The organism is Gilvibacter sp. SZ-19 (assembly GCF_002163875.1).
Lineage (GTDB): Bacteria > Bacteroidota > Bacteroidia > Flavobacteriales > Flavobacteriaceae > Gilvibacter.
Genome location: NZ_CP019333.1, coordinates 2,117,073 through 2,141,337, shown reverse-complemented (window position 1 = coordinate 2,141,337; position 24,265 = coordinate 2,117,073). Strand labels below are relative to the sequence as shown.

The window sequence follows — 24,265 nt, the reverse complement described above, 5'->3', positions numbered from 1 at the left end:
CAGGAATTTGCTATGATTTTGAACCTTTCTTACAACAACAAAGAGACCCGAAATAAGGTCGATGAGCTCTTGGGAAAACCCTTTAGTTTACGCGAGCGGATAAAACTTCGCGGTATAGGATCACCCCATATGCCCATTGCGGCGGCGAGTATCCAAATAGACAATTTGCTCAAGCTAGATAACAACAGAAATATCTGCAATATCGAAATGCGCCCTAAGGGGATCATTGTAGGATTCAGATCCTTGCTGGAATCGTACGGGCTTATTATCCCCTACTACAAATTGGTGCTATTTAAAGGAGAAGCAGACACTTACAGTGTTCACATGGACGCCTACCGGGTAGCTATAAGCGCCAGAACCAAAGACAAGAGCATTCATAAATTCATGAAAAAACTCATGGATGCCAAAGCCGATTACGACGCTAGCGTTGCCGGCCCATTTTAATTTCGTAACTTATTACATCAGCAACTAAACCCTTTACCACATTAATAATTTAATCTCTTAAGGGTGAAAATTCTACTTACCGGCGCCAACGGATATATAGGCATGAGACTTTTGCCCCTGCTTGTGAAGCAAGGACACGAAGTGTTTTGCGCCGTGCGAAACCCTGCCCGACTCTCCATTAGTGAAGGACTTCGGGCTAAGATCCAGGTGATCACTGTCGATTTTTTAGAAGACCCTAAAGCAGGACTATTACCTAAAGACCTTGACGCTGCCTATTACCTGATCCACTCCATGAGCGCTTCTACCTCTGATTTCGATGAAAAGGAAGCGCGATCTGCGAAAAACTTTAACCAAATGCTCGCAGAGACCCAGTGCAAACAAGTGATCTATTTGGGTGGCATTGTCAATGAGAATGAGCTGTCTAAGCATTTGTCCTCTAGAAAAAATGTAGAAGATATATTGGCAGCCGGTCCGGCGGCCTTAACCGTATTGCGCGCCGCGATCATAGTGGGTTCGGGCTCGGCTTCTTTTGAGATCATTCGCGACCTCTGTGAGAAACTACCCATAATGATCACTCCAAAGTGGGTTAAAACGCGCTGTCAACCCATTGCCATTCGCAATGTGATCCAATACTTGATTGGCGTGCTGGGTCATGAGAAAACCTACAATGAGGTCTTTGATATAGGCGGCCCCGATATCTTGACCTATAAACAGATGATGCGGACCTACGCCAAGGTTCGAAAACTGCGTCTATTGATCTTGGACGTACCGGTAATGACTCCGAAATTGTCGTCTTACTGGTTATATTTTGTCACCTCTACTTCTTATACCCTAGCGCTGAATTTAGTAGATAGCATGCGTGTAGAGGTTATCACTAAAGATCGTAGGCTTCAGGAATTACTGCAGATAGAACCCATTCCCTACCAAGAGGCAATAGCCTTGGCTTTTGAGAAAATAGAACAGAACCAAGTCATTTCGAGTTGGAAGGATTCCTTGGTAGCCGGCAGATTCACCAAAGATCTTAAGGAATATGTAAAAGTGCCCAGCTACGGCTGCGTGAAGGACCATCAACAGATAAAGGTCGAAGATCCACAGGCAGTGCTCAAGAACATTTGGTCCATTGGTGGCGCAAGAGGTTGGTACTACGGAAACTCCCTCTGGAAACTCCGTGGCTATGTGGACAAACTAGTTGGGGGTGTTGGCCTGAGGCGAGGACGAACCCATCCAGATAAGATCTTTGAAGGAGATGCCTTAGATTTTTGGCGGGTCATTCTAGCCGACAAAGAGGCTAAAAGACTACTGCTATTCGCAGAAATGCGCGTTCCCGGAGAAGCTTGGTTGGAATTTGAGATAGACGATGACAACACACTCCATCAAACGGCTACCTTTAGACCACGCGGCCTTATTGGGCGGCTGTATTGGTACGCCATGCTGCCCTTTCACTATTTTATTTTTAGTGGAATGATTCGAAATATTGCGACCAAAAGGTATTAGGCGCGTGGCAAGAAAACCTCTGCCATCATGCAGCGTGCGCTGCCTCCTCCACAAGTTTCAATAGTGTGCAACTCACTGCTTAAAATAGGACAGTGCTTTTCGATCTGATCACGCTGCTCCTGATTTAAAGATCGCTCTGCAGCAGCACTCATTACTAAATATTTGTGCTCACTACCTTGCACTTGCAGCATATTTCCTGCAAAGTGCTGGAGTTGCTGCTCGGTAATATTTATGATCTCTTTACCAGTTTGTTTTAAGTGATTCACTACATTTTTGCGTTCTTTCTTGTCATCTATGGAATCCAAGCAGATCACACAAAATTCGTCTGCCACACACATCATCACGTTAGTGTGATAAATGGGCAGTCGTTTATCTTCTACTGTCTGGTAGGCGGTAAAGACCACCGGATCGTATTCGAAATCTTCGCAGAACTCTATAAATAAGCTTTCATCGGCGCGCGGAGATAAGGCACAATAGGCCTTTTTGTTCACTCGATCTAGAATGAGACTTCCGGTGCCCTCTAAAAAGACATCTTCTTGCTCTGCCTCACTGTAATCCATGAATTGCTCAATGATAAAGCCCTCACTTTCCAAACGTCTAAAGACCTCCATACGGCGCTCCTTACGTCTGTTCTCTGCAAACATAGGATAGAGCGCCACGGTACCATCAGCGTGAAAACTTACCCAATTATTAGGGAAGATAGAATCCGGAGTGTCTGCCAGAATATCGTCGTGCTCAACAATAACGTTCACTCCTACCTCGCGCAGTTTAGCGACAAAATCATCGAACTCCGCCTGAGCAAGCGTGTTGATATTGGCGTTCTTTTCTGCGAGATCTTCCTGAAAATAATTGTTTACGGCCGTCTGTTCGTTCATGCGAAAAGCGACTGGACGTATCATTAACAAGCTGTCGGTAATTTGCTTCATCGGTTTGAAAATATAGGCAAAAGTAGTGAACTGTTATGGTACTACAAGGGGTCTTTAATCTCTAATTAGCGGTAAGGTGCTACAGCGTAAAAGTCCTTCCTGTTTAGCGATCTCGGCATAGGGGACTTCCTCTACGGTTATCCCTTGCCCGCGCATCCAAGTGTTTAGTCTCGTAAAGTTTCGCTCTGATATTACCACATCCGGAGCTATACTAAATACATTGGAATACATATTATACATCTCATCCTTGTCGATATGGAAGCAATTGTCCGCTCCGAAGTGATTGACCAACCACAGGTATTCCTGTTCGTCTAAAAATCCGTCTTTATGGATGATGCATTTATCGTGACCGATGGGTTGAAAACAGCAATCCAAATGCAGGGCATTGTCTCTTGCAACCGTGTTGGATTTACGAAGGTCAAAGGATTTAACGATCTTATTCGGGAACTCTGCCTGCAAGGCCTTGACAGCTTTCATGTTGGTACGGGCCGTGATATAGGTTCCGTAATCTTGCCCGTGGTACGTCCCTACAAAGATATAGTCGCCCCAAGGCATCACATCACCGCCTTCTATATGACACTCTTCGGGAAACTTGATTCGCTTTTCCTTCGGGAGGGTTTCCCATACGTGTCTAATAGCCTCGAACTCCTCTGCTCTGTCAGGCAGTATATTGGCCTTGACCATTTTATCGTCTATCACAAAAGCGATATCTCTTGAAAAGATCTGGTTGCAGTTCTCAATTAGCTTCGGACGATAAACTGTCACGTCGTATTTTTCAAGCACGGCAGCCACAGCTTCCATTTCTGGAATCATATCTTTTTCTAGCGGATAGGTTCCGGCCAGAACATGTGCCAAACTTTTAGGATCGTAACAATCTTCTGGCTCTGGAGTTGGTCCGTTGCTGTCTGCACGACCCAATACTACAGCTCTCAGGCGAGCAGTTTCGTTAGTGATGTTTAGTTGCATAAAAAGAAAGCTCCATGATTTCTCATGAAGCTTTATTGATTATCGTTGATAAATTGGCTTGAACTCGCGGTGGTTCTCTCCGATATAGATCTGACGTGGCCTTCCGATAGGCTCTTTGCGCAAGCGCATTTCACGCCATTGGGCGATCCATCCTGGTAGACGTCCTAAGGCGAACATCGGAGTAAACATATCCGTAGGAATTCCAAGGGCGCGGTAAATGATCCCGGAGTAGAAATCTACGTTAGGATACAATTTGCGATCTACAAAGTACTGATCTTCCAAGGCCTCTCTTTCCAAACCTTTGGCAATGTCGAGTACAGGATCTTGTACACCAAGATCTCCAAGAACTTCGTCTGCAGCTTTTTTGATGATTCTAGCACGTGGATCAAAGTTCTTATACACACGGTGTCCGAATCCCATCAAGCGGAAAGGATCGTTCTTATCCTTGGCCTTGGCCATATATTTTTTAGTATCACCACCGTCTTCTCGGATGGCTTCTAGCATTTCAATTACAGCTTGGTTAGCACCTCCGTGAAGTGGTCCCCATAGGGCATTGATACCGGCAGAAAGGCTGGCAAACAAACCGGCATGGGCAGAACCTACCATACGTACGGTACTGGTAGAACAGTTCTGCTCGTGGTCTGCGTGTAAAATAAGTAGCTTGTCTAAGGCATCAACAACCACCTTGTTCTGGATGTATTCTCCACTTGGCTTTTTGAACATCATCTTAATGAAGTTCTCTACATAGCCCAAGGAGTCGTCACCGTAGTCTAAGGCTAGGCCGCTACGCTTGCGGTAGGCCCAGGCAGTAAGCACAGGGAACTTTCCTAAAATGCGTACAATTGCCAAATACATTGCCTCTTCTGAATCCACATCTACAGACGATGGATTAAAAGCTATCAAAGCGTTGGTTAAAGAAGACAATACGCCCATTGGATGTGCCGACTTAGGAAAACCGTCCAAGATCTTCTTCACATCTTCGTCCACATGTGAGTGATGCTTGATGTCTGCGTGGAATTTGTCTAGGGTTTCCTTGTCTGGCAATTCTCCGAAGATCAACAAATAAGCCACCTCTAGGAAATCTGCCTTTTCTGCAAGCTCCTCGATAGAGTAACCGCGATAGCGCAAAATTCCGTTCTCACCGTCCAAATAAGTAATGGCACTCATACAAGAGCCGGTGTTCTTGTATCCTGGGTCAATGGTTACAACTCCGCCTGTCGCTGCGCGAAGGCTTTTAATATCTATTGCGAGCTCATTTTCAGTTCCCTCAACAAGAGGAAATTCATACTTCTGACCATCAATTTCTAGCGTAGCAATTTTTGTCATAGGGCTAATAAATGTTGATTTTTTCGTGTTCTAGCAAATTTACAAAATATCGCCCGATAATTTTAACATTTGACAATCTCACTATGCTGATTTAAGCTTTTATTAACGGATCGATACCAAACAAAAAAACCGCCACAAGGGCGGTTTTCTATATAAGTAGCTAAAATTTAGATCTTAAAGGCTTTTCTGCCAGGATAATAAGCAGTTTCTCCAAGCTGTTCTTCGATGCGTAAAAGCTGATTGTATTTAGCCATACGATCGCTTCTAGAGGCCGATCCTGTCTTGATCTGTCCCGTATTTAACGCCACAGCAAGATCTGCAATGGTATTGTCTTCGGTTTCACCACTGCGGTGAGACATCACAGAAGTATACCCGGCATTCTTGGCCATGTTAACGGCAGCAATGGTTTCTGTAAGGGTTCCGATCTGATTTACCTTGATAAGGATAGAATTGGCGATCTCATTCTCAATTCCGCGAGAAAGTCGCGTTACATTGGTAACAAAAAGATCGTCACCTACCAACTGTACTTTGTCTCCAACTAGGTCAGTTAAGTGTTTCCAGCCGTCCCAGTCGTTTTCGTCCATACCATCCTCAATAGAGATGATAGGATACTTCTCGCAAAGCGACGCCAAATATTCCGCCTGCTCTTTAGAGGTTCTGACCTTACCGTTGTCACCTTCGAACTTTGAGTAATCGTAAGCGCCGTCCACATAGAATTCTGCTGCTGCACAATCCAAAGCGATCATCACTTGATCACCAAAACTATAGCCAGCGTTCTTAACGGCAAGAGCAATAGTATCTAAGGCATCTTCGGTACCGTCTAGTTCTGGAGCAAAACCTCCTTCGTCACCAACGGCAGTGCTGAGTCCGCGATCGTGTAGTACTTTTTTTAGGTGATGGAAGATCTCTGTCCCCATCTTTAATGCCTCTGTAAAGCTTTTGGCCTCCACAGGCATAACCATGAATTCTTGAAATGCAATCGGGGCATCTGAGTGTGACCCTCCATTAATGATGTTCATCATCGGTACCGGAAGGGTGTTGGCACTAACGCCTCCAACATAACGGTACAATGGCATTCCTAGCTCTCCGGCCGCAGCCTGAGCCGCTGCCAGGGAAACACCTAAAATAGCATTTGCCCCAAGTTTGGATTTATTTTCTGTACCGTCCAGTTCTATCATGATCTGGTCTATCAAATTCTGTTCAAAAACAGAAACTCCTAAGAGAGTTCCAGCAATTTTTCCGTTCACATTCTCTACGGCTTTGCCAACCCCCTTGCCCATATAGTCTGATCCGCCATCGCGAAGCTCTACGGCTTCGTGCTCTCCTGTAGAAGCGCCAGAAGGTACTGCTGCGCGCCCTACTACTCCATTCTCGGTGATCACATCTACTTCGACGGTAGGATTCCCTCTGGAATCAAAGATCTGTCTTGCGTGAATATCGACAATAATGCTCATCTATTTTTGGTTTGGTTTGAAGCGTGAAGATACAAAAGTCCTTGCATTCTCACTTTAATTTAAACTTAAGAAAGCCCTTGAAACAAGGGCTTTTCTACGAAAACGTTTGCGAACGACAGCTGCTGCAAATGACCTCTAGGCCATGCTTTCTACGAACTGATCGAACAGATAAGAGGCATCGTGTGGCCCTGGACTTGCCTCTGGGTGATACTGTACCGAGAAACATTTCTTATCCTTAACACGGATACCTGCCACTGTGTGATCGTTAAGATGCACGTGGGTGATCTCTACTTCAGGATGTGCTTCTGTCTCCTCTCTATTGATGGCAAACCCGTGGTTCTGCGAAGTGATCTCACCTTTTCCAGTGATCAAATTCTTGATCGGGTGGTTGATCCCGCGATGCCCATGGTGCATTTTATAAGTTGAAATTCCATTGGCCAGAGCGATCACCTGATGTCCTAAGCAAATACCGAACAAAGGCAGATCTCTATCTAAGATCTCCTTAGCGGTGCTAATAGCGTCCTTTAAAGGCTCCGGATCTCCAGGACCGTTAGAGAAAAAGTAGCCGTGTGGCTCAAATTCTGCTAAGGTCTCAAAAGAAGTATTGTAAGGGAACACCTTTACATAACAGTCTCTTTGTACCATATTGCGCAAGATGTTCTTCTTGATTCCTATATCTACTGCCGCTACTCGGTATTTCGCATCTGGGTTTCCAACGGTATAAGGCTCTTTAGTTGAAACCTTAGAAGCCAATTCCAGTCCGTCCATATCTGGAACTTCAGACAACTGCTTGCGCAATTCGTCCAAGCGGTCCACTTCTGTAGTGATCACTGCGTTCTGAGCTCCATTATCTCTAATATGACTCACCAAAGCACGTGTGTCCACATCAGAGATAGCGATCAAATTATTCTTGGCTAAAAAGTTCTCCAAAGAATCATCTGCCGCAGGACGAGAATAATTGTAGCTAAAATTGCGACAAATAAGTCCGGCGATCTTGATCCCTTCTGACTCCACTTCGTCATTGTGGGTTCCGTAGTTCCCAATATGAGCGTTAGTGGTCACCATAAGTTGACCGTAATAAGATGGGTCTGTAAAGATCTCTTGATATCCGGTCATCCCGGTGTTGAAACAAACTTCTCCGAATGCGCTACCGGTTATTTCTCCGACAGCTTTTCCTTGAAAAACAGTACCGTCTGCGAGGAGAACGACGGCCGGTTTTCTTAACTGATACTTCATGTAGAAAAAGATTTGTCAAAAATACGCAGAATGCCGATTGCGTAAAAATGTTTTATTCTAAAAGTTTTAAACAAGTTAACCACAGTTCAAAAAAAAGAGCGCCAGTGGCGCCCTATATAATTTATTTTATTTCAGATGGTAGGAAAACATCCTACTCACGTCGATCTCCTTTTTAAAAGATAGCTTGTATTGCTTGGCGTAAGCCTCAATTTCGTCAGCTTTATTCCCAGCAAGTTTCAATAGGTTCTTCTTTTTAAACTTGAAAAGCTCCACGTTTCCGTTGCGCTCCAAATAGTAATTGCTGCGGTGCACATAACGACTCTGTCGATTTACCATAGGATTGTCCGAGCCTTCTTTGATATCGATAAACCATTTTTTCAAGATGGCGAAGTCATCATTCTCAAAGATCACCTCGTATACATCGTACAAGCCCTTTGCTGGAATAAAACGCGCTTTGAACTCTCTGGAATTCACAAAAACACGATCTACATTGTCAAAGCTGAAAGTGAAAACGGTATCCTTACTGATCTCAGACTCAAAAACACCTTGATCAATATTGAAGTTGATGTTTCTGATTAGCAACTTTCTGTCCTCGCTGGTCACAAAGACACCTTTGTTGTTCCACTGTTCGAACAAATACAAAGAACCTTCGATATTCTTTGGCGGATTGATCACCAAGGACGTACTACCAATATTAGCTCCGTCTGGACCATAAGTAGCCAAAGCATTCAAGTTGTTGTTGTTTGCGTTAACTGTAGTTTGCAATTGTGCCTGAGCAGCTCCTGCTACCAAGAACACAAACACAAGTGTAAAAAGGGGACGTATCTTCTTCATATAATTCAATCTGCAATTAATTTTAGCCTATTGATGCTGCATCTTGTAAAGTTGGATCAAAATCTGAGCCACGTCATCATCGTCTTTGAACGACAGGCGATTTGCCTTTGCATAAGCCTCTAGATCGTCTGCCTGATCACCAGCCAATGCCAAGATGTTCTTCTTTTTGAACTTAAAGCGCTCTAAACGCTGCCCGACTAATTTATAATAGTATTCCTTTTGGATGATCTTGCGCTTGGAGCGATTGATCATCGGATTAGGATTGGCTTCACGGATCTCTATAGCAAACTCCTTAACGATAGAATAATCCGGGCACTCAAAGACCACTTGGTACATGGCGTTACCTCCACGGCTTGGCGTAAAGATACTTTTGAATACTGTATTGTTGAATACGATCTTGTCGTAGCCTTCAACTCCTAAATTAAAGATGGAATCTTTTTTGAACTGAGAGACCACTGCACCTTCTAAGATATCGTAGTTCATTTTTGGGAAGACATACTTCTTGTCTCCGGCATAAACATATCCTTTAGGAGCCCACTCGTCAAAAAGCATAACAGATCCTTCTGTATTGGATTGACTCTGCCAGTTGTCAAAATCGCGAATACTGGCAACACCTTCTATCTTCTGAATATCATCAACATTGATCAGCAAGGTGTTTTCGTCGGATTGGAATAATCCAACCGAATTGGATGAACTACCGAATACGGCACTCGTTGTAACCTGTTGTTCTCCTTGTTGGGCAAAAGCCACTCCAGCTATGCCGCACAGCATAATAAGCAATGATTTTTTCATCTATTTAAAAATTTTTATTGTTATGTCAATCAAACAAATAAAAATTATCTGCATAGATCAACCGCTTCGCTTTCGCACAAAAAGTTTATTTATTGCTATGTGTATATTAATAAATAAACTTCTTTGTGCTCATTTCATAGTACTAACCAAGTTTAGTTAGTATTGCGCAGCTGCTGGCTTGCCTTATTTACGAGAAGCGTAGTTAAGAATAAGCTTGAGATCTTCTTCTTTACTGAACGACTTGTCGTATTGGCGGGCGTAATCTTTGGCACGTTCAACCATTTCTTGGTCGTTTAGTGCTTCTAGAATAGCACGCTTGCGCAGTTTAAATTCTTCTAATGTTTTTTCGGTCTCCAAATAATAGGTCACACGCTGAATGTACTTATCTCTCGGACGAGCGATCATTGGGTTTGGAGAGGCTTCTAGTATATCTACCGTATATCCTTTTAGGATGGTAAAATCGTCACCGCGGTAAATTACCTCGAAAGCTTTGTTTCTTTTGATCTCGTCTAAGTAGAAACTTTTAAACTCGCGTCCACCTACGATGATCTTTTCTATACTGGTAAAGTTGTAGGCAACAATAGAGTCGCCTGCTACTTTACGCTCAAACATACTGCGTTGTATGTTAAAGTTGATGTTGTTCTCTCTAAACGAACCTCCGGTCCCTTTAGCTACGATTATTGCAGATTGATCCCAGCCGTCAAACAGATAAATAGATCCTTCGCGATCGAACTTTGGGTTGTAAAATGTGGCTGCTCCAGTAAACTGTCCGCCTTGATTTGGATTACTTGCCAGGTTGCTCACCGCATTTTGGTTTGCCGCTTGGTTCTGATCGATGTCTGCATTTTGCGCATAGATGAATGATGTGCACATCAAGGCTACGCACAAAGAGGTAATTTTCATGTTGCTAAATTTTATAGTGTTCAAAACAATTTTCTTTTCGTCAAAACAAAACCCTAATTCACAGTGTGGGTCACGGTAGCCCGGTTTTGACGTCAGTTCAAAAATATCAAATATAAAGCCAAAAAAGGGTAAGCTTTTGTAAAACCTTACCCTTTCCTTACTGTTAAATATTTGCTAATCTATTCTTCCTCCTTAGAAGCAGCGGCAGGAGCAGCGGCAGCAGGTGCAGCTTTCTTACCAGAACGTCCACGTCTTGTAGACTTCTTCTTAGCAGGTTTACCAGCATTGTACAGTTCGTTGTAGTCTACCAATTCGATCATCGCCATATCAGCGTTATCTCCCAATCGGTTCCCCAACTTAATGATGCGGGTGTAACCACCTGGACGGTCTCCAACTTTAACGGCCACGTCTCTGAACAATTCAGTAACCGCATCTTTTTGACGCAAACGACTAAATACGATACGACGGTTGTGCGTAGTATCTTCTTTACTCTTTGTGATCAATGGCTCCACAAACTTTTTCAAAGCTTTCGCCTTAGCAGTTGTGGTGTTGATGCGCTTGTGTTCGATTAGTGAACAGGCCATGTTGGCCAACATCGACTTGCGATGCGCAGTTTTTCTACCTAAGTGGTTTGTTTTTTTCCCGTGTCTCATGACTTTTTAGTTTTCCAGTGTCTTGCATCGACCCACTTTGGGGAGCAAAATACCCTGGGGGTTTATAAATTGCTAATCGGTTGTGATTAGTCTCTATCTAGTTTGTACTTGGACAAATCCATTCCGAAGCTTAGGCCTTTAACGCTTACAAGCTCTTCTAGCTCAGTTAGCGATTTTTTACCAAAGTTTCTGAACTTCATCAAATCGTTCTTGTTGTAAGAAACCAAGTCTCCTAATGTATCTACCTCCGCAGCTTTCAAACAGTTCAAAGCACGAACAGAAAGATCCATATCGATCAATTTGGTCTTCAACAATTGACGCATATGCAAGGACTCCTCATCGTAAGTCTCAGTCTGTGCGATCTCATCGGCCTCAAGGGTGATGCGCTCGTCACTGAACAACATGAAGTGGTGGATAAGAGTCTTAGCAGCTTCTGTCAAAGCATCTTTAGGATGGATAGAACCGTCGGAGATGATCTCGAATACCAACTTTTCGTAGTCGGTCTTCTGCTCAACACGATAGTTCTCGATACTGTACTTTACGTTCTTGATCGGTGTAAAGATAGAATCGGTAAAGATCGTTCCTAAAGGTGCGTTGGCTTTCTTGTTCTCTTCTGCAGGAACATATCCACGTCCTTTTTCAATGGTGATCTCAAGGTTCAAGTTAACCTTAGGATCCATATTGCAAATAACCAAGTCAGGGTTTAACACCTGGAATCCAGAGATAAATTTCTGGAAGTCACCGGCGGTTAGCTGCTCGTTTCCAGAAACGGAAACGGTTACGGTCTCGTTGTCGATCTCGTCGATTTGACGCTTAAAGCGGATCTGCTTTAGGTTGAGAATGATCTCAGTTACGTCTTCCACAACACCGGCAATGGTCGAAAATTCATGATCGACCCCTTCGATACGAACCGAAGTGATTGCAAACCCTTCCAAAGACGAAAGCAACACACGTCTAAGCGCGTTACCAATGGTCAATCCGTAGCCAGGCTCCAAGGGACGGAATTCAAACTTCCCTTCGAACTCGGTAGAGTTGATCATTATTACTTTGTCGGGTTTCTGAAAATTAAATACTGCCATAGTTTTAAAACTCCTGTATGGGTTATTATTTAGAATACAATTCTACGATGAACTGCTCGTTGATGTTCTCTGGAATCTGAATTCGTTGAGGAACAGCCACGAAAGTTCCTTCTTTGGTCTCGTTGTTGAATGTGATCCATTCGAACACATTGCTAGAGGCACTCAAAGAACGCTCGATAGTTTCAAGCGATTTAGATTTTTCACGAACTGCAACAACATCTCCAGGCTTCAACTGGTAAGATGGAATAGTTACTTTACCACCGTTTACAGTGATGTGTGCGTGAGAAACCAACTGACGGGCACCGCTACGTGTTGGAGCGATTCCCATACGGTATACTACGTTGTCTAAACGAGACTCACATAGTTGCAACAATACCTCACCAGTAATTCCTGGAGCAGCAGTTGCTTTTTTGAAAAGGTTACGGAACTGACGCTCCAAGATCCCGTAGGTGTACTTCGCTTTCTGCTTTTCAGCCAACTGAATAGCGTACTCACTTTTCTTCCCACGACGACGGTTGTTACCGTGTTGCCCTGGAGGGTAATTGCGTTTTTCGAACGACTTGTCGTCGCCAAAGATAGCTTCGCCGAATTTACGAGCGATCTTAGATTTTGGACCAGTATATCTTGCCATTTTAAAATTTGTTAGAAAGGAGCACTAAATTAAGGTCGTCCTCTAGTGCTAAATATCCCTTCGGTTTATACTTATTAATTATACTCTTCTTCTTTTAGGAGGGCGACATCCGTTGTGTGGCATTGGAGTCACGTCGATGATCTCGGTGATCTCAATTCCAGAGTTGTGGATAGTACGCATGGCAGATTCTCTACCATTTCCTGGGCCTTTTACATAGGCCTTTACTTTGCGAAGACCAGCTTCATGAGCAACACCACATGCATCTTCTGCCGCTAATTGAGCAGCATAAGGGGTGTTTTTCTTAGAGCCTCTAAAGCCCATTTTCCCAGCTGAAGACCAGGAAATAACGTCTCCGTTCTTATTTGTCAAGGATATGATGATGTTATTGAATGAAGCAGTAATGTGGGCTTCCCCAACAGCTTCAACAACCACCTTTCTCTTCTTAGTACTTTTACCAGACTTTGCCATTGCTTCAGTGATTATTTAGTAGCCTTCTTCTTGTTGGCAACTGTTTTACGTTTTCCTTTACGGGTTCTTGAGTTGTTCTTGGTGCGTTGGCCACGAAGCGGTAAACCAGCTCTGTGACGAATTCCGCGGTAACAACCGATATCCATCAAACGCTTGATAGAAAGTTGTACCTCTGAACGTAACTCCCCTTCGATTTTGTAATACCCTACGGCATCACGAATTTTCCCGATCTCATCATCGGTCCACTCGGATACTTTAGTGTCTTCACTAACTCCAGCTTTGTCCAATATATCTTTGGCACGGCTTTTCCCGATTCCATAGATATAGGTTAACGCGATTACACCCCTTTTTTGCTTCGGGATATCTACACCTGCGATTCTTGCCATAATTATCCTTGTCTTTGTTTGAACCTAGGGTTCTTTTTGTTGATTACATATAAGCGTCCTTTTCTGCGTACGATCTTGCAGTCGGCGCTTCTTTTCTTGATAGATGCTCTTACTTTCATCTCTTCTAATTTTTTCTTTCAGATGAACCTGATAAAAAATTATTCAGATTCAGGATTTCGCTTTAATTCTTTTCTCGTTTCAATTAAGCTTTCAATAAAAGAATCAAAGCTCAATTCATGTTTTAGTATCTATAGGTGATCCGAGCCTTTGTTAAATCATATGGGCTCATCTCTAATTTTACTTTATCTCCTGGTAATAACTTGATGTAGTGCATACGCATCTTTCCGGAAATGTGAGCCGTTACTACGTGCCCATTCTCTAATTCTACACGGAACATCGCATTGGATAATGCTTCAATGATGGTCCCGTCTTGTTCGATTGCCGGTTGTTTTGCCATATTATGCTACTGCTTTTCTGTTTTTACCTGACTTCATCAAGCCATCATAGTGACGGTTGAGTAAGTACGAATTAATTTGTTGCATGGTATCGATAGCCACCCCAACCATAATAAGCAGGGAAGTACCACCGAAGAACAATGCCCAACCTTGCTGGATCCCCATGATGTTCTGAACTACTGCAGGAAATACTGCAATGGCAGCCAAGAACAAAGAACCCGGGAAGGTAATTTGTGACATTACTCGGTCTAAGAATTCGGCCGTATCTGTTCCCGGTTTGATACCTGGAATGAATCCGCCGCTTCTTTTAAGATCGTCAGCCATCTTGTTGGTCGGTACTGTGATCGCTGTATAGAAATACGTAAAGATGATGATCAAGATCGCGAACACCACATTGTACCAAAGTCCAAACGGATTGTTGAACTCTGCCTGTACACTCTCTGCCCAAGTACTCTCAGACAAGCTAGCCAAGGCAGCCGGTACGAACATGATCGCTTGCGCGAAGATGATCGGCATTACTCCAGATGCGTTCAGCTTCAATGGAATGAACTGACGCGCTCCGAAGATATTCTTCTCGTATCCTCCAGATGCGGTTCTACGGGCATACTGCACCGGTATCTTCCGCACAGCCATCACAAGCATCACCGATGCCAGGATGATCAAGAACCAGATCACCAATTCTAAAAGAATCATGATAGCTCCACCACCACCAGCTTGCAAACGCGAGTTGATCTCTTGTGCAAAAGACTGTGGAAGTGTAGCAATGATACCCACCATAATAAGTAGTGAGATACCGTTACCGATTCCTTTATCTGTGATCTTTTCACCCAACCACATGGCAAACACACATCCAGTAGTTAAGATGATCACAGAGGTGAAATAGAACATGAATCCACGCGGAAGAATATACGCCTCTGGCGGTACACCTAGTGCGTCAAGACCAATAAGGTAACTCGGCGCTTGTACCAAACAGATCGCGATGGTCAACCAACGTGTGATCTGGGTGATCTTTTTACGACCACTCTCTCCTTCTTTCTGTAATTTCTGTAAATAAGGAACTGCGATCTGCATAAGCTGTACCACAATCGAAGCCGAGATATACGGCATAATACCCAAGGCAAAAACCGAAGCGTTGGCAAAAGCCCCTCCGGTAAATGCGTTTAGGATCGCTCCGATTCCTCCGCCTTCAAACTTTCCAGAAAACTCAGCCAATTGTGCCGCATCGATATTTGGAAGTACTACTTGAGCACCGAATCGATACACCAACAAAAGACTAAGCGTTACCAGAATGCGGTTACGCAGTTCTTCTATTTTCCAAACATTCTTTAAGGTTTCAATAAACTTCATCCTTAGTAATGTATTACAGCGTTATGGCTTCACCACCAGCAGCTTCGATAGCTTGCTTAGCAGTAGCCGTAAATTTGTGAGCAGTTACGGTCAATTTGGCTTTAAGTTCTCCTCTTCCTAAAATCTTCACTAAATCATTCTTGTGAGCCAAACGCAACGCTACCAATTCTTCAATTGACACGCTGTCTTTGATCTTCTTCTCGTCAACCATTTTCTGTAGGGTATCCAAGTTGATTCCTTGGTACTCTTTGCGGTTGATATTTTTGAAACCAAACTTAGGTACACGACGTTGTAGTGGCATTTGTCCACCTTCGAATCCTAATTTCTTAGAATATCCTGAACGTGACTTGGCACCTTTGTGACCACGGGTAGCAGTTCCACCTTTACCGGAACCTTGCCCGCGCCCTACGCGCTTGCCTTTGCCATGTACTGAACCTTCGGCTGGTTTTAAGTTGCTTAAATCCATGAGTAATATCTTAGTTGGTTTCTACAGAAACCAGGTGTTGTACTTTGTTTATCATGCCAAGAATATTTGGCGTGTCCTCGTGCTCTACGGTCTGCCCAATCTTGCGCAGGCCTAAGGCCTCCAACGTTCTCTTTTGGTTCTGAGTACGGTTGATTGCTGAGCGAACTTTGGTTACTTTAATCTTTGCCATTCTTGTGCGATTTATCCTTTATACAATTTTTCCAATGAAATACCGCGTTGCTGAGCTACAGTCTGCGCACTGCGCATTTGCAACAAAGCATCAAAGGTAGCCTTTACCACGTTGTGTGGGTTAGACGAACCTTGCGACTTAGAAAGTACGTCATGTACTCCAACGGCTTCCAATACTGCACGTACAGCACCACCTGCAATTACCCCGGTACCGGGAGCAGCTGGCATAAGGTTTACACGAGCTCCGCCGTATTTACCTTTTTGTTCGTGTGGCAATGTAGCCTTGTTCAATGGGATACGTACCAAGTTTTTCTTAGCGTCTTCAACAGCCTTAGCGATAGCGCTAGCTACATCCTTAGATTTACCAAGTCCGTGTCCAACAACACCGTTCTCGTCTCCTACTACTACAATAGCAGAAAATCCGAAAGCTCTACCACCTTTGGTTACTTTAGTTACCCGTTGTACGCCTACCAAACGATCTTTAAGCTCAAGACCTCCTGGTTTTACTAATTCTACGTTCTTATAATCTTTGTACATATCTTAGAATTTTAAGCCGCCTTCACGGGCTCCTTCGGCTAATGATTTTACTCTTCCGTGGTATAGATACCCACCGCGATCGAATGAAACTGACTCTACACCAGCTTTCACTGCTTTCTCTGCGATAGCTACACCCACTGCCTTAGCAGTTTCTGATTTGTTTCCTCCACTGATCCCTTTGTCACGAGATGAAGCAGCAGTGATAGTCACTCCGTTCACGTCGTCGATCAATTGAGCATAGATCTCTTTATTACTTCTGAACACAGCAAGTCTAGGACGCTGTGCGGTACCTGCAACAGTTTTACGAATACGGTTGCGGATTCTATCTCTTCTATCTGATTTTGATAATGCCATAACCTAACTGTTTATGCAGATTTACCTGCTTTTCTTCTGATTTGTTCTCCAACAAACTTGATACCTTTTCCTTTGTAAGGCTCTGGCTTGCGGTAGCTGCGGATCTTAGCCGCTACTTGACCTACAAGTTGCTTGTCGTGAGATGTTAATTTGATGATCGGATTCTTTCCTTTTTCAGAAATGGTTTCCACTTTCACCTCCGGAGCAATGTCCATAACGATGTTGTGTGAAAATCCGATGGCTATGTCTAGTTTCTGACCCTGGTTGCTTGCGCGGTATCCTACCCCAACAAGTTCCAAACTCTTGGTCCAACCTTCTGATACACCCTGAACCATATTGGCTATAAGCGCGCGGTATAAACCGTGCTTAGCGCGGTGGTCTTTGTGATCTGAAGGACGCTCCACAGTTAACTGACCGTCTTCTACCGAAACGGTAACATCGCTCAGCTCCTGTGTTAACTCGCCTAACTTCCCTTTTACTGTAACAGTGTTCCCGTTTACTTCTACGGTTACACCGTCAGGGATTGCTACTGGGCTTTTTCCTATTCTTGACATGGTTTCTAGTCTCTTTTTAATATACGTAACAAAGTACCTCTCCACCTACATTCTGGCTAGTAGCTTGCTTTCCTGTCATAACTCCCGCAGAAGTTGACACGATTGCAATTCCTAAACCATTCAATATTCTAGGCATTTCGTTGGCACCGGCATACTTACGTAGACCTGGTTTACTAATTCTTTGAATCTTCTTGATCACTGGATCTTTGGTAAGCTTGTCGTACTTCAAAGCGATCTTGATAGTTCCCTGAGGACCTTGCTTGTCTTCGAATTTGTAGCTCAAAATGAATCCCTGATCGAAAAGGATCTTAGTGATCTCTTTTTTCAAGTTAGAAGCAGGTACTTCTACCACACGGTGGCCAGCAGCTACTGCATTTCTAACACGAGTCAGATAATCTGCGATTGGATCTGTTGTCATTTATAATTGATTGCGGTGAGGGTTTCCTTTTTTGTTTTAGGACCTTCCACCAGTTAAACTTTTACCAGCTTGCTTTGCGAACTCCTGGAATCAAACCTTTGTTGGCCATCTCTCTAAACATTACACGAGAAATTCCGAATTGTCTCATGTAACCTTTAGGACGTCCTGTAAGCTTGCAACGATTGTGCATGCGTACTGGAGAAGCGTTCTTAGGAAGCTTTTGCAATGCTTCGTAATCACCAGCTTCTTTTAACGCCTTGCGCTTCTCAGCATACTTGGCAACTAGTTTGGCTCTTTTTACCTCGCGGGCTTTCATTGATTCTTTAGCCATCTCTTAGTTCTTTTTAAAGGGTAGTCCCAGTTCGGTTAATAATGATTTCGCTTCTTTGTCGGTCTCTGCAGAGGTTACAAAAGTGATGTTCATCCCTTCGATCTTACGCACCTTGTCGATGTCGATCTCTGGGAAGATGATCTGCTCAGTAACTCCTAAAGAGTAGTTTCCACGTCCGTCAAAACCTGTAGCCTTGATTCCGTTGAAATCGCGAACACGTGGCAACGCCGATGTGATCAAACGATCTAGGAATTCGTACATGCGCTCTCCGCGCAAAGTAACCATGGCTCCAATTGGCATTCCCTTACGCAACTTAAAAGTTGCAACGTCTTTCTTAGAGATCGTTGGGATAGCCTTTTGACCAGTGATGTTAGTCAACTCCTCTACCGAGTACTCGATAAGTTTCTTGTCAGCCACAGCAGCACCAATACCTCTGGAAACAACAATCTTTTCCAATTTAGGCACTTGCATTACGTTCGCATACCCGTACTCATCGGTAAGGGCGTTTACAACGCGGCTTTTGTATTCTTCTTTAAGTCTTGGTGTATAGCCCATAACTAAATTACTTCATTAGATTTCTTGGAAAAACGTACTTTTTTCCCGTCATCCATTCTGTATCCTACACGTGTTGCATCTCCCGATTTAGGGTCGATTAGCGACAGGTTAGAAATGTGAATGGCAGCTTCTTTCTCTACGATGCCTCCCTGAGGATTGTTCGCACTTGGCTTCTGGTGTTTCTTTACAAGATTCACACCTTCAACGATGGCTTTATTGGCATCAGCCATAACGCGTAGTACCTTCCCTTCAGATCCTTTGTGATCTCCGGCAATTACCGTAACGTTATCTCCTGTTTTAATTTTCAGCTTTGTCATTTGTCTGATCGATTAAAGCACTTCTGGTGCCAATGATACAATCTTCATGAATTGCTTGTCGCGAAGCTCTCTCGCTACAGGTCCGAATACACGGGTTCCGCGCATCTCGCCAGCGGCGTTCAACAGTACACAGGCGTTGTCATCAAAACGGATGTAAGATCCATCAGGACGACGAACTTCCTTCTTCACACGTACTACCACAGCGGTAGAAACGGTTCCTTTCTTTACTGTACCGTTTGGAGTGGCTTCTTTCACGGTCACTACAATCTTGTCACCAATCGACGCGTAACGACGCTTGGTTCCTCCCAATACACGGATAGTAAGTACTTCCTTAGCTCCGGTATTGTCTGCTACTTTTAGTCTTGATTCCTGTTGTACCATGATTACTTAGCTCTTTCAATGATTTCTACTAGTCTCCAACACTTCGATTTACTCAACGGACGTGTTTCCATGATACGTACAGTATCACCTTCGTTGCAGTCGTTTTGCTCGTCGTGGGCAACGTACTTTTTAGTCTTAAGTACGAACTTTCCGTACATCGGGTGCTTTACTTTCTTCACCTCAGAAACAACGATAGATTTCTCCATCTTGTTAGAGGTTACTACCCCGATACGCTCTTTTCTTAAATTTCTTTTTTCCATCTTTCCGCTTTCGTACTTACTGTACTTCTCTTTTAGTTAGTTCGGTCTGAATTCTAGCGATAGTACGACGTTGCGTTCTAAGCTGAATCGGATTCTCCAACGGTGAAATGGCGTGAGCCATCTTAAGATCTGTATAAGCCTTCTTAGACTCTACAAGTTTTTCCTGTAGATCGGCGGTAGATGCTTCTTTAATCTCTGCTTGTTTCATCTCTTAATTAATTACGCCTGAAAATCTCGGGACACAATGAACTTTGTTTTAACGGGAAGCTTTTGAGCAGCCAAACGAAGTGCTTCTTTAGCAACTTCAAATGGTACACCAGATACTTCAAACAACACTCTACCGGGTTTAACAACTGCAGCCCAGTGATCCACAGCACCTTTACCTTTACCCATACGTACTTCGAGTGGTTTTTTGGTAATTGGCTTATCTGGGAAAATCATGATCCACATTTGTCCTTCCCGCTTCATGTAACGTGTAGCGGCAATACGCGCAGCTTCTATTTGACGTGAAGTCAAGAAATTAGAATCTAAAGATTTAATTCCGAAGGTACCGTAAGAAAGCTGGTTTCCACGTCCGGCATTGCCTTTCATGCGCCCCTTCTGTTGCTTGCGGAATTTGGTTCTTTTAGGTTGTAACATGTCTAAATGTCTTTAATAATTACTTTCTGCGACGAGATTTGTTTCCTCCGCGACCACCGCCACCTTTGCCTTGCTTCTTAGCAAGACCAACTAGTGGAGATAGCTCTCTCTTTCCATATACCTCGCCTTTCATGATCCACACTTTTACACCCAATCTACCATAAGTAGTGTGGGCTTCAACTAGTGCATAATCAATATCAGCTCTAAAGGTCGACAATGGGATACGGCCATCTTTATAAGACTCCGTACGCGCCATTTCTGCACCGTTAAGACGTCCAGCGATCTGGATCTTGATTCCTTCAGCATTCATTCTCATTGCCGCAGCGATAGCCATCTTGATGGCACGACGGTAAGAGATTCTGCTTTCGATCTGGCGAGCAACACTAGCAGCCACTAGGTGTGCGTCCAATTCTGGTCTCTTGATCTCGTAGATGTTGATCTGTACTTCTTTTCCGGTGATCTTCTTAAGCTCCTCTTTCAACTTGTCTACCTCTTGACCACCCTTACCAATAATGATACCTGGGCGAGCCGTTGTGATAGTAACGGTTACAAGTTTAAGCGTACGCTCAATAATTACACGTGACACACTAGCTTTCGATAAACGAGCGTGAACATATTTTCTAATCTTGTCATCCTCGGCCAATTTGTCACCGTAATCACGGCCACCATACCAGTTAGATTCCCATCCTCTGATAATTCCAAGGCGATTTCCGATTGGATTTGTTTTCTGTCCCATTTACTTTCTAGCTTTGTGAGTTATCGTTTGCTCCTAGTACCAAGGTTACATGGTTAGAGCGTTTTCTAATTCTGTGCGCGCGTCCCTGCGGAGCAGTACGCAAACGCTTTAGCATGCTAGCGCTGTCTACGCGGATCTCTTTTACAAAAAGATCTGCAGACTCAACGTCAGCTTCTTCGTTCTTGGCTTGCCAGTTAGCGATGGCCGAAAGCAAAAGCTTCTCTAAACGACCAGCAGCTTCTTTTTGGCTGAAGCGCAATATGTTCAACGCCTTGTCTACTTTCTCTCCGCGGATAAGGTCTGCTACCAGACGCATCTTGCGAGGAGATGTAGGGCAGTTATTCAACTTAGCAAAAGCCATGTTTCGTTTGGCTTCTTTGATTTGCTCGGCTCTTTCTCTTTTACGAACTCCCATGGCGTATTATTTTTTTCCTTTGTTTTTAGCCCCTGCGTGTCCTCTAAAGGAACGTGTTGGCGAAAACTCTCCTAGTTTATGACCTACCATGTTCTCTGTTACGTAAACAGGAACAAACTGACGTCCGTTATGAACAGCAATGGTCTGACCAACAAAATCCGGAGTGATCATAGAAGCGCGAGACCAAGTCTTGATAACGCTTTTCTTGTTCGACTCAACATTCTGCTGAACTTTCTTCTCTAATTTATAGTGAACGTAAGGTCCTTTCTTTAATGAACGTGCCATATCTTATTATTTCTTTCTACGTTCTACAATGTACTTATTACTCGCTTTCGTCTTAGAACGGGTTCTAAATCCTTTAGCAGGAATACCATTTCTAGAACGTGGGTGACCTCCAGAGGACTTCCCTTCACCACCACCCATTGGGTGATCGACTGGGTTCATCACTACTGGTCTGGTTCTTGGACGACGACCCAACCAACGGCTGCGTCCTGCCTTACCAGACACCAACAACTGGTGGTCACTGTTAGAAACAGCTCCGATAGTTGCCATACAAGTCACTAAAATCAAACGGGTCTCACCAGATGGAAGTTTCACGGTAGCGTACTTTCCGTCACGAGCCATAAGCTGTGCGAAAGCACCAGCACTACGCGCCATAACAGCTCCCTGTCCTGGACGTAGTTCAATACATGAAATAATAGTACCTAGTGGAATATCCGATAACGGCATGGCGTTCCCGATCTCAGGAGCCACCTTCTCGCCAGAAACAACGTTCTGACCTACTTGAAGACCGTTTTGGGCTATGATGTAACGCTTTTCACCATCCTGATAGTTCAACAGGGCGATAAACGCGGTTCTGTTCGGATCATACTGAATAGAGGCAACAGTACCAGGAACTCCGGTCTTGTCTCTCTTGAAATCGATGATTCGATACTTTCTCTTGTGACCACCACCTTTGTAGCGCATGGTCATTCTTCCTTGACTGTTTCTACCCCCAGAACGTTTTTTCGGAGCCAATAGGCTTTTCTCCGGCTTGTCAGTAGTAATGGCGTCAAAACCATTTACTACTCTAAATCGCTGCGCTGGGGTGACAGGCTTTAATTTTCTTACTGACATTATTGTCGTTTTAGTTTCTAGAAATTCTAGATGTTACTGTAAAAATCAATTGTATCACCTTCCGCCACCTGTACAAGTGCTTTCTTGTAAGCATTTGTTTTACCAGTTTGGATCCCTGTACGCGTGTAACGAGTACGTCGATCTGGGCGGACATTTATTGTGCGAACTTTAGTAACAGAAACGCCGTAAGCAGCCTCGACTGCCTTCTTAATTTCTACCTTATTCGCCGTCGGAGCTACCTCAAATCCGTAGACGTTTAATTCTTCTACAGCTGCAGTAGCCTTTTCCGTAATAATGGGTTTTATTAAGACACTCATCGCTTCTTATTTACTTAAGTTTGTTTCAATTCCTTCCAAAGAACCTTCAAATAACACTACGCTACTTGCATTCATAATTTTGTAAGTGTTTAATTCTGAGTTAGTTATAACTTCAGCACCTTTTAAATTACGAGACGACAAATATAGGTTATTATTTGACTCTCCCAACACGAACAAAGACTTTTTGTTTTCAAGTCCCAGATTCTTAATCACTTGAGAGAATTCCTGAGTCTTAGGAGCATCCATCTGGAAGTCCTCTACAACTAGGATTGCCTTGTCGTTTGCCTTCATAGTCAAAGCTGACTTACGAGCCAAACGCTTCAGGTTCTTATTCAATTTAAAGCCGTAGTTACGCGGTCTTGGTCCGAAGATGCGACCTCCTCCTTTAAATACAGGAGATTTGATACTACCAGCACGAGCAGTACCCGTACCTTTTTGCTTTTTGATCTTGCGAGTAGACCCTGCGATCTCAGCGCGCTCTTTAGACTTGTGAGTCCCTTGACGCTGATTTGCTAGGTATTGCTTTACATCTAAGTAAACAGCATGCTCATTAGCCTCTACTGCGAAAACCTCCTTAGACAAGGTTACTTGTCTTCCGGTTTCTTTTCCGTTCTTATCTAATACTGCTACTTTCATTATTTCTGAATGGTTACGTAAGCGTTCTTATGTCCAGGTACACACCCTTTCACAACAAGTAGATTCTTTTCAGGAACTACTTTCAATACACGCAAGTTTTGAACTTTTACTTTCTCGTTGCCCATCTGACCTGCCATGCGCATTCCTTTGAATACACGTGCAGGATAAGATGCCGCACCAATAGAACCAGGAGCACGTAGTCGGTTGTGTTGACCGTGAGTGGCCTGTCCAACCCCGCCAAATCCGTGGCGCTTTACCACCCCTTGGAATCCTTTTCCTTTTGATGTACCAGATACATCAACAAATTCTCCTTCTGCGAAGTGTTCTACGGTGATCGTATCACCTAGTTTATACTCCTCTTCAAATCCTTGGAATTCGGCGACTTTACGTTTTGCAACGGTTCCAGCTTTCTTGGCGTGCCCAGCGGCAGCCATGTTTGCCTTTTTAGCGTCATCGAAACCAAGTTGAAGAGCTTCATACCCGTCAACCTCAGTGGTTCTGACTTGGGTAACAACACAGGGACCTGCTTCGATCACGGTACAAGGGATGTTCTTCCCGTTCTCGTCAAAGATGCTGGTCATTCCTATCTTTTTTCCTATTAACCCAGACATAATTATTAATTGTTATTTACTTATTTATTTTGAAGCCTT

The 24,265-nt window shown here is 43.8% G+C and carries 38 protein-coding genes; 2 read left to right on the top strand and 36 right to left on the bottom strand.

Annotated elements, in window-relative coordinates; genetic code table 11:
- The first annotated feature begins 12 nt into the window (after positions 1-12).
- The gene (locus BTO09_RS09995; RefSeq protein ID WP_087524640.1) at positions 13-444 is read left to right on the top strand and encodes a hypothetical protein; all 432 of its coding nucleotides are present in this window, start codon (positions 13-15) and stop codon (positions 442-444) included.
- Between the two features lie 63 nt (positions 445-507).
- Positions 508-1,938, top strand: coding sequence for an SDR family oxidoreductase (locus BTO09_RS09990; RefSeq protein ID WP_087524639.1), 1,431 nt, complete (start codon positions 508-510; stop codon positions 1,936-1,938).
- Here BTO09_RS09990 and ctlX read toward each other — a convergent pair.
- The 36 genes from ctlX to rplC all read right to left on the bottom strand — a co-directional run bounded on the left by ctlX (position 1,935) and on the right by rplC (position 24,226).
- Positions 1,935-2,864 (bottom strand): citrulline utilization hydrolase CtlX, encoded by a 930-nt coding sequence (gene ctlX / locus BTO09_RS09985; RefSeq protein ID WP_087524638.1) that lies wholly within the window; start codon positions 2,862-2,864, stop codon positions 1,935-1,937. The genes BTO09_RS09990 and ctlX overlap by 4 nt on opposite strands.
- A 54-nt stretch (positions 2,865-2,918) precedes the next feature.
- Positions 2,919-3,830 carry a dimethylarginine dimethylaminohydrolase family protein gene (locus BTO09_RS09980; RefSeq protein ID WP_087524637.1) on the bottom strand — a complete coding sequence of 304 codons (912 nt, stop codon included), beginning with the start codon at positions 3,828-3,830 and terminating at the stop codon, positions 2,919-2,921.
- Between the two features lie 39 nt (positions 3,831-3,869).
- Complete coding sequence (locus BTO09_RS09975) at positions 3,870-5,156, bottom strand: citrate synthase (RefSeq protein ID WP_087524636.1); 1,287 nt, start codon at positions 5,154-5,156, stop codon at positions 3,870-3,872.
- Between the two features lie 167 nt (positions 5,157-5,323).
- Positions 5,324-6,610, bottom strand: a complete 1,287-nt coding sequence (gene eno / locus BTO09_RS09970) for a phosphopyruvate hydratase (protein ID WP_087524635.1) — start codon at positions 6,608-6,610, stop codon at positions 5,324-5,326.
- Between the two features lie 135 nt (positions 6,611-6,745).
- The gene (gene carA, locus BTO09_RS09965) at positions 6,746-7,846 is read right to left on the bottom strand and encodes a glutamine-hydrolyzing carbamoyl-phosphate synthase small subunit (protein ID WP_087524634.1); all 1,101 of its coding nucleotides are present in this window, start codon (positions 7,844-7,846) and stop codon (positions 6,746-6,748) included.
- Between the two features lie 126 nt (positions 7,847-7,972).
- Positions 7,973-8,680, bottom strand: a complete 708-nt coding sequence (locus BTO09_RS09960; protein ID WP_157663484.1) for a hypothetical protein — start codon at positions 8,678-8,680, stop codon at positions 7,973-7,975.
- Positions 8,681-8,707: 27 nt separating this feature from the next.
- The gene (locus BTO09_RS09955) at positions 8,708-9,472 is read right to left on the bottom strand and encodes a hypothetical protein (RefSeq protein WP_087524632.1); all 765 of its coding nucleotides are present in this window, start codon (positions 9,470-9,472) and stop codon (positions 8,708-8,710) included.
- A gap of 183 nt (positions 9,473-9,655) precedes the next feature.
- Complete coding sequence (locus BTO09_RS09950; RefSeq protein ID WP_087524631.1) at positions 9,656-10,375, bottom strand: hypothetical protein; 720 nt, start codon at positions 10,373-10,375, stop codon at positions 9,656-9,658.
- A gap of 179 nt (positions 10,376-10,554) precedes the next feature.
- Complete coding sequence (gene rplQ / locus BTO09_RS09945) at positions 10,555-11,028, bottom strand: 50S ribosomal protein L17 (protein ID WP_087524630.1); 474 nt, start codon at positions 11,026-11,028, stop codon at positions 10,555-10,557.
- A gap of 86 nt (positions 11,029-11,114) precedes the next feature.
- A complete protein-coding gene (locus tag BTO09_RS09940; protein ID WP_087524629.1) occupies positions 11,115-12,107 on the bottom strand; it encodes a DNA-directed RNA polymerase subunit alpha in 993 nt (330 codons plus the stop codon).
- A 25-nt stretch (positions 12,108-12,132) separates the two neighbouring features.
- A complete protein-coding gene (gene rpsD, locus BTO09_RS09935; protein WP_087524628.1) occupies positions 12,133-12,738 on the bottom strand; it encodes a 30S ribosomal protein S4 in 606 nt (201 codons plus the stop codon).
- 78 nt (positions 12,739-12,816) lie between these two features.
- On the bottom strand, positions 12,817-13,206 hold the full coding sequence (rpsK, locus tag BTO09_RS09930) for a 30S ribosomal protein S11 (protein WP_087524627.1): 390 nt from the start codon (positions 13,204-13,206) through the stop codon (positions 12,817-12,819).
- Between the two features lie 11 nt (positions 13,207-13,217).
- Positions 13,218-13,592: a 30S ribosomal protein S13 gene (rpsM, locus tag BTO09_RS09925; protein ID WP_087524626.1), complete on the bottom strand. Its 375-nt coding sequence runs from the start codon at positions 13,590-13,592 to the stop codon at positions 13,218-13,220.
- Between the two features lie 2 nt (positions 13,593-13,594).
- On the bottom strand, positions 13,595-13,711 hold the full coding sequence (gene ykgO, locus BTO09_RS09920) for a type B 50S ribosomal protein L36 (protein ID WP_010519235.1): 117 nt from the start codon (positions 13,709-13,711) through the stop codon (positions 13,595-13,597).
- A gap of 122 nt (positions 13,712-13,833) precedes the next feature.
- Complete coding sequence (infA, locus tag BTO09_RS09915) at positions 13,834-14,049, bottom strand: translation initiation factor IF-1 (RefSeq protein ID WP_014031991.1); 216 nt, start codon at positions 14,047-14,049, stop codon at positions 13,834-13,836.
- 1 nt (position 14,050) lies between these two features.
- Entirely contained in the window at positions 14,051-15,394 is a 1,344-nt protein-coding gene (gene secY, locus BTO09_RS09910; RefSeq protein ID WP_087524625.1) for a preprotein translocase subunit SecY, read from the bottom strand.
- A gap of 13 nt (positions 15,395-15,407) precedes the next feature.
- Positions 15,408-15,860 (bottom strand): 50S ribosomal protein L15, encoded by a 453-nt coding sequence (rplO, locus tag BTO09_RS09905; protein WP_087524624.1) that lies wholly within the window; start codon positions 15,858-15,860, stop codon positions 15,408-15,410.
- 10 nt (positions 15,861-15,870) lie between these two features.
- Positions 15,871-16,050, bottom strand: a complete 180-nt coding sequence (gene rpmD / locus BTO09_RS09900; protein WP_087524623.1) for a 50S ribosomal protein L30 — start codon at positions 16,048-16,050, stop codon at positions 15,871-15,873.
- Between the two features lie 11 nt (positions 16,051-16,061).
- Positions 16,062-16,586 (bottom strand): 30S ribosomal protein S5, encoded by a 525-nt coding sequence (gene rpsE, locus BTO09_RS09895; protein ID WP_087524622.1) that lies wholly within the window; start codon positions 16,584-16,586, stop codon positions 16,062-16,064.
- A 3-nt stretch (positions 16,587-16,589) separates the two neighbouring features.
- A complete protein-coding gene (gene rplR / locus BTO09_RS09890; protein WP_087524621.1) occupies positions 16,590-16,940 on the bottom strand; it encodes a 50S ribosomal protein L18 in 351 nt (116 codons plus the stop codon).
- Positions 16,941-16,951: 11 nt separating this feature from the next.
- Positions 16,952-17,494: a 50S ribosomal protein L6 gene (rplF, locus tag BTO09_RS09885; RefSeq protein WP_087524620.1), complete on the bottom strand. Its 543-nt coding sequence runs from the start codon at positions 17,492-17,494 to the stop codon at positions 16,952-16,954.
- 16 nt (positions 17,495-17,510) lie between these two features.
- The gene (rpsH, locus tag BTO09_RS09880) at positions 17,511-17,912 is read right to left on the bottom strand and encodes a 30S ribosomal protein S8 (protein ID WP_087524619.1); all 402 of its coding nucleotides are present in this window, start codon (positions 17,910-17,912) and stop codon (positions 17,511-17,513) included.
- 61 nt (positions 17,913-17,973) lie between these two features.
- Complete coding sequence (gene rpsN / locus BTO09_RS09875) at positions 17,974-18,243, bottom strand: 30S ribosomal protein S14 (protein WP_087524618.1); 270 nt, start codon at positions 18,241-18,243, stop codon at positions 17,974-17,976.
- Between the two features lie 3 nt (positions 18,244-18,246).
- Positions 18,247-18,798: a 50S ribosomal protein L5 gene (gene rplE / locus BTO09_RS09870; RefSeq protein WP_087524617.1), complete on the bottom strand. Its 552-nt coding sequence runs from the start codon at positions 18,796-18,798 to the stop codon at positions 18,247-18,249.
- A gap of 2 nt (positions 18,799-18,800) precedes the next feature.
- Positions 18,801-19,115: a 50S ribosomal protein L24 gene (rplX, locus tag BTO09_RS09865; protein ID WP_087524616.1), complete on the bottom strand. Its 315-nt coding sequence runs from the start codon at positions 19,113-19,115 to the stop codon at positions 18,801-18,803.
- A 12-nt stretch (positions 19,116-19,127) separates the two neighbouring features.
- The gene (gene rplN / locus BTO09_RS09860) at positions 19,128-19,496 is read right to left on the bottom strand and encodes a 50S ribosomal protein L14 (protein ID WP_087524615.1); all 369 of its coding nucleotides are present in this window, start codon (positions 19,494-19,496) and stop codon (positions 19,128-19,130) included.
- Positions 19,497-19,498: 2 nt separating this feature from the next.
- A complete protein-coding gene (gene rpsQ, locus BTO09_RS09855) occupies positions 19,499-19,756 on the bottom strand; it encodes a 30S ribosomal protein S17 (protein ID WP_087524614.1) in 258 nt (85 codons plus the stop codon).
- 16 nt (positions 19,757-19,772) lie between these two features.
- Positions 19,773-19,964, bottom strand: coding sequence for a 50S ribosomal protein L29 (rpmC, locus tag BTO09_RS09850; RefSeq protein ID WP_087524613.1), 192 nt, complete (start codon positions 19,962-19,964; stop codon positions 19,773-19,775).
- An 11-nt stretch (positions 19,965-19,975) separates the two neighbouring features.
- A complete protein-coding gene (gene rplP / locus BTO09_RS09845) occupies positions 19,976-20,395 on the bottom strand; it encodes a 50S ribosomal protein L16 (protein ID WP_087524612.1) in 420 nt (139 codons plus the stop codon).
- Between the two features lie 19 nt (positions 20,396-20,414).
- Positions 20,415-21,131, bottom strand: coding sequence for a 30S ribosomal protein S3 (gene rpsC / locus BTO09_RS09840; RefSeq protein WP_087524611.1), 717 nt, complete (start codon positions 21,129-21,131; stop codon positions 20,415-20,417).
- 7 nt (positions 21,132-21,138) lie between these two features.
- The gene (gene rplV, locus BTO09_RS09835) at positions 21,139-21,546 is read right to left on the bottom strand and encodes a 50S ribosomal protein L22 (protein WP_087524610.1); all 408 of its coding nucleotides are present in this window, start codon (positions 21,544-21,546) and stop codon (positions 21,139-21,141) included.
- 6 nt (positions 21,547-21,552) lie between these two features.
- Positions 21,553-21,831, bottom strand: a complete 279-nt coding sequence (gene rpsS / locus BTO09_RS09830; protein ID WP_087524609.1) for a 30S ribosomal protein S19 — start codon at positions 21,829-21,831, stop codon at positions 21,553-21,555.
- Positions 21,832-21,837: 6 nt separating this feature from the next.
- Positions 21,838-22,662 (bottom strand): 50S ribosomal protein L2, encoded by an 825-nt coding sequence (gene rplB / locus BTO09_RS09825; RefSeq protein WP_087524608.1) that lies wholly within the window; start codon positions 22,660-22,662, stop codon positions 21,838-21,840.
- Positions 22,663-22,688: 26 nt separating this feature from the next.
- Positions 22,689-22,979, bottom strand: a complete 291-nt coding sequence (gene rplW, locus BTO09_RS09820; protein WP_087524607.1) for a 50S ribosomal protein L23 — start codon at positions 22,977-22,979, stop codon at positions 22,689-22,691.
- A 6-nt stretch (positions 22,980-22,985) separates the two neighbouring features.
- Positions 22,986-23,615: a 50S ribosomal protein L4 gene (gene rplD, locus BTO09_RS09815; protein WP_087524606.1), complete on the bottom strand. Its 630-nt coding sequence runs from the start codon at positions 23,613-23,615 to the stop codon at positions 22,986-22,988.
- The gene (rplC, locus tag BTO09_RS09810) at positions 23,615-24,226 is read right to left on the bottom strand and encodes a 50S ribosomal protein L3 (protein WP_087524605.1); all 612 of its coding nucleotides are present in this window, start codon (positions 24,224-24,226) and stop codon (positions 23,615-23,617) included. The genes rplD and rplC overlap by 1 nt, the downstream gene beginning before the upstream one ends.
- Between the last annotated feature and the right edge of the window lie 39 nt (positions 24,227-24,265).

Excerpts from the sequence above, each read along its gene's own strand:
- rplN (WP_087524615.1), bottom strand. The coding sequence starts at position 19,496 with ATGGTACAACAGGAATCAAGACTAAAAGTAGCAGACAATACCGGAGCT.
- rpmC (WP_087524613.1), bottom strand. The coding sequence starts at position 19,964 with ATGAAACAAGCAGAGATTAAAGAAGCATCTACCGCCGATCTACAGGAA.
- rplQ (WP_087524630.1), bottom strand. The coding sequence starts at position 11,028 with ATGAGACACGGGAAAAAAACAAACCACTTAGGTAGAAAAACTGCGCAT.
- rplF (WP_087524620.1), bottom strand. The coding sequence starts at position 17,494 with ATGTCAAGAATAGGAAAAAGCCCAGTAGCAATCCCTGACGGTGTAACC.
- eno (WP_087524635.1), bottom strand. The coding sequence starts at position 6,610 with ATGAGCATTATTGTCGATATTCACGCAAGACAGATCTTTGATTCCAGA.
- rpmD (WP_087524623.1), bottom strand. The coding sequence starts at position 16,050 with ATGGCAAAGATTAAAGTAACCAAAGTTCGCTCAGCAATCAACCGTACT.
- BTO09_RS09980 (WP_087524637.1), bottom strand. The coding sequence starts at position 3,830 with ATGCAACTAAACATCACTAACGAAACTGCTCGCCTGAGAGCTGTAGTA.
- rpsE (WP_087524622.1), bottom strand. The coding sequence starts at position 16,586 with ATGTACAAAGATTATAAGAACGTAGAATTAGTAAAACCAGGAGGTCTT.
- ykgO (WP_010519235.1), bottom strand. The coding sequence starts at position 13,711 with ATGAAAGTAAGAGCATCTATCAAGAAAAGAAGCGCCGACTGCAAGATC.
- rplV (WP_087524610.1), bottom strand. The coding sequence starts at position 21,546 with ATGGGAGTTCGTAAAAGAGAAAGAGCCGAGCAAATCAAAGAAGCCAAA.
- rplD (WP_087524606.1), bottom strand. The coding sequence starts at position 23,615 with ATGAAAGTAGCAGTATTAGATAAGAACGGAAAAGAAACCGGAAGACAA.
- rplO (WP_087524624.1), bottom strand. The coding sequence starts at position 15,860 with ATGGATTTAAGCAACTTAAAACCAGCCGAAGGTTCAGTACATGGCAAA.
- rpsN (WP_087524618.1), bottom strand. The coding sequence starts at position 18,243 with ATGGCTAAAGAATCAATGAAAGCCCGCGAGGTAAAAAGAGCCAAACTA.
- BTO09_RS09955 (WP_087524632.1), bottom strand. The coding sequence starts at position 9,472 with ATGAAAAAATCATTGCTTATTATGCTGTGCGGCATAGCTGGAGTGGCT.
- BTO09_RS09960 (WP_157663484.1), bottom strand. The coding sequence starts at position 8,680 with ATGAAGAAGATACGTCCCCTTTTTACACTTGTGTTTGTGTTCTTGGTA.
- rplC (WP_087524605.1), bottom strand. The coding sequence starts at position 24,226 with ATGTCTGGGTTAATAGGAAAAAAGATAGGAATGACCAGCATCTTTGAC.
- rpsK (WP_087524627.1), bottom strand. The coding sequence starts at position 13,206 with ATGGCAAAGTCTGGTAAAAGTACTAAGAAGAGAAAGGTGGTTGTTGAA.
- BTO09_RS09950 (WP_087524631.1), bottom strand. The coding sequence starts at position 10,375 with ATGAAAATTACCTCTTTGTGCGTAGCCTTGATGTGCACATCATTCATC.
- carA (WP_087524634.1), bottom strand. The coding sequence starts at position 7,846 with ATGAAGTATCAGTTAAGAAAACCGGCCGTCGTTCTCCTCGCAGACGGT.
- rpsS (WP_087524609.1), bottom strand. The coding sequence starts at position 21,831 with ATGGCACGTTCATTAAAGAAAGGACCTTACGTTCACTATAAATTAGAG.
- BTO09_RS09975 (WP_087524636.1), bottom strand. The coding sequence starts at position 5,156 with ATGACAAAAATTGCTACGCTAGAAATTGATGGTCAGAAGTATGAATTT.
- rpsD (WP_087524628.1), bottom strand. The coding sequence starts at position 12,738 with ATGGCAAGATATACTGGTCCAAAATCTAAGATCGCTCGTAAATTCGGC.
- rplR (WP_087524621.1), bottom strand. The coding sequence starts at position 16,940 with ATGGCATTATCAAAATCAGATAGAAGAGATAGAATCCGCAACCGTATT.
- rplB (WP_087524608.1), bottom strand. The coding sequence starts at position 22,662 with ATGTCAGTAAGAAAATTAAAGCCTGTCACCCCAGCGCAGCGATTTAGA.
- ctlX (WP_087524638.1), bottom strand. The coding sequence starts at position 2,864 with ATGAAGCAAATTACCGACAGCTTGTTAATGATACGTCCAGTCGCTTTT.
- rpsQ (WP_087524614.1), bottom strand. The coding sequence starts at position 19,756 with ATGGAAAAAAGAAATTTAAGAAAAGAGCGTATCGGGGTAGTAACCTCT.
- BTO09_RS09940 (WP_087524629.1), bottom strand. The coding sequence starts at position 12,107 with ATGGCAGTATTTAATTTTCAGAAACCCGACAAAGTAATAATGATCAAC.
- rpsH (WP_087524619.1), bottom strand. The coding sequence starts at position 17,912 with ATGACAACAGATCCAATCGCAGATTATCTGACTCGTGTTAGAAATGCA.
- rplP (WP_087524612.1), bottom strand. The coding sequence starts at position 20,395 with ATGTTACAACCTAAAAGAACCAAATTCCGCAAGCAACAGAAGGGGCGC.
- secY (WP_087524625.1), bottom strand. The coding sequence starts at position 15,394 with ATGAAGTTTATTGAAACCTTAAAGAATGTTTGGAAAATAGAAGAACTG.
- rpsC (WP_087524611.1), bottom strand. The coding sequence starts at position 21,131 with ATGGGACAGAAAACAAATCCAATCGGAAATCGCCTTGGAATTATCAGA.
- infA (WP_014031991.1), bottom strand. The coding sequence starts at position 14,049 with ATGGCAAAACAACCGGCAATCGAACAAGACGGGACCATCATTGAAGCA.
- rplE (WP_087524617.1), bottom strand. The coding sequence starts at position 18,798 with ATGGGCTATACACCAAGACTTAAAGAAGAATACAAAAGCCGCGTTGTA.
- rpsM (WP_087524626.1), bottom strand. The coding sequence starts at position 13,592 with ATGGCAAGAATCGCAGGTGTAGATATCCCGAAGCAAAAAAGGGGTGTA.
- BTO09_RS09995 (WP_087524640.1), top strand. The coding sequence starts at position 13 with ATGATTTTGAACCTTTCTTACAACAACAAAGAGACCCGAAATAAGGTC.
- rplX (WP_087524616.1), bottom strand. The coding sequence starts at position 19,115 with ATGACAAAGCTGAAAATTAAAACAGGAGATAACGTTACGGTAATTGCC.
- rplW (WP_087524607.1), bottom strand. The coding sequence starts at position 22,979 with ATGAGTGTCTTAATAAAACCCATTATTACGGAAAAGGCTACTGCAGCT.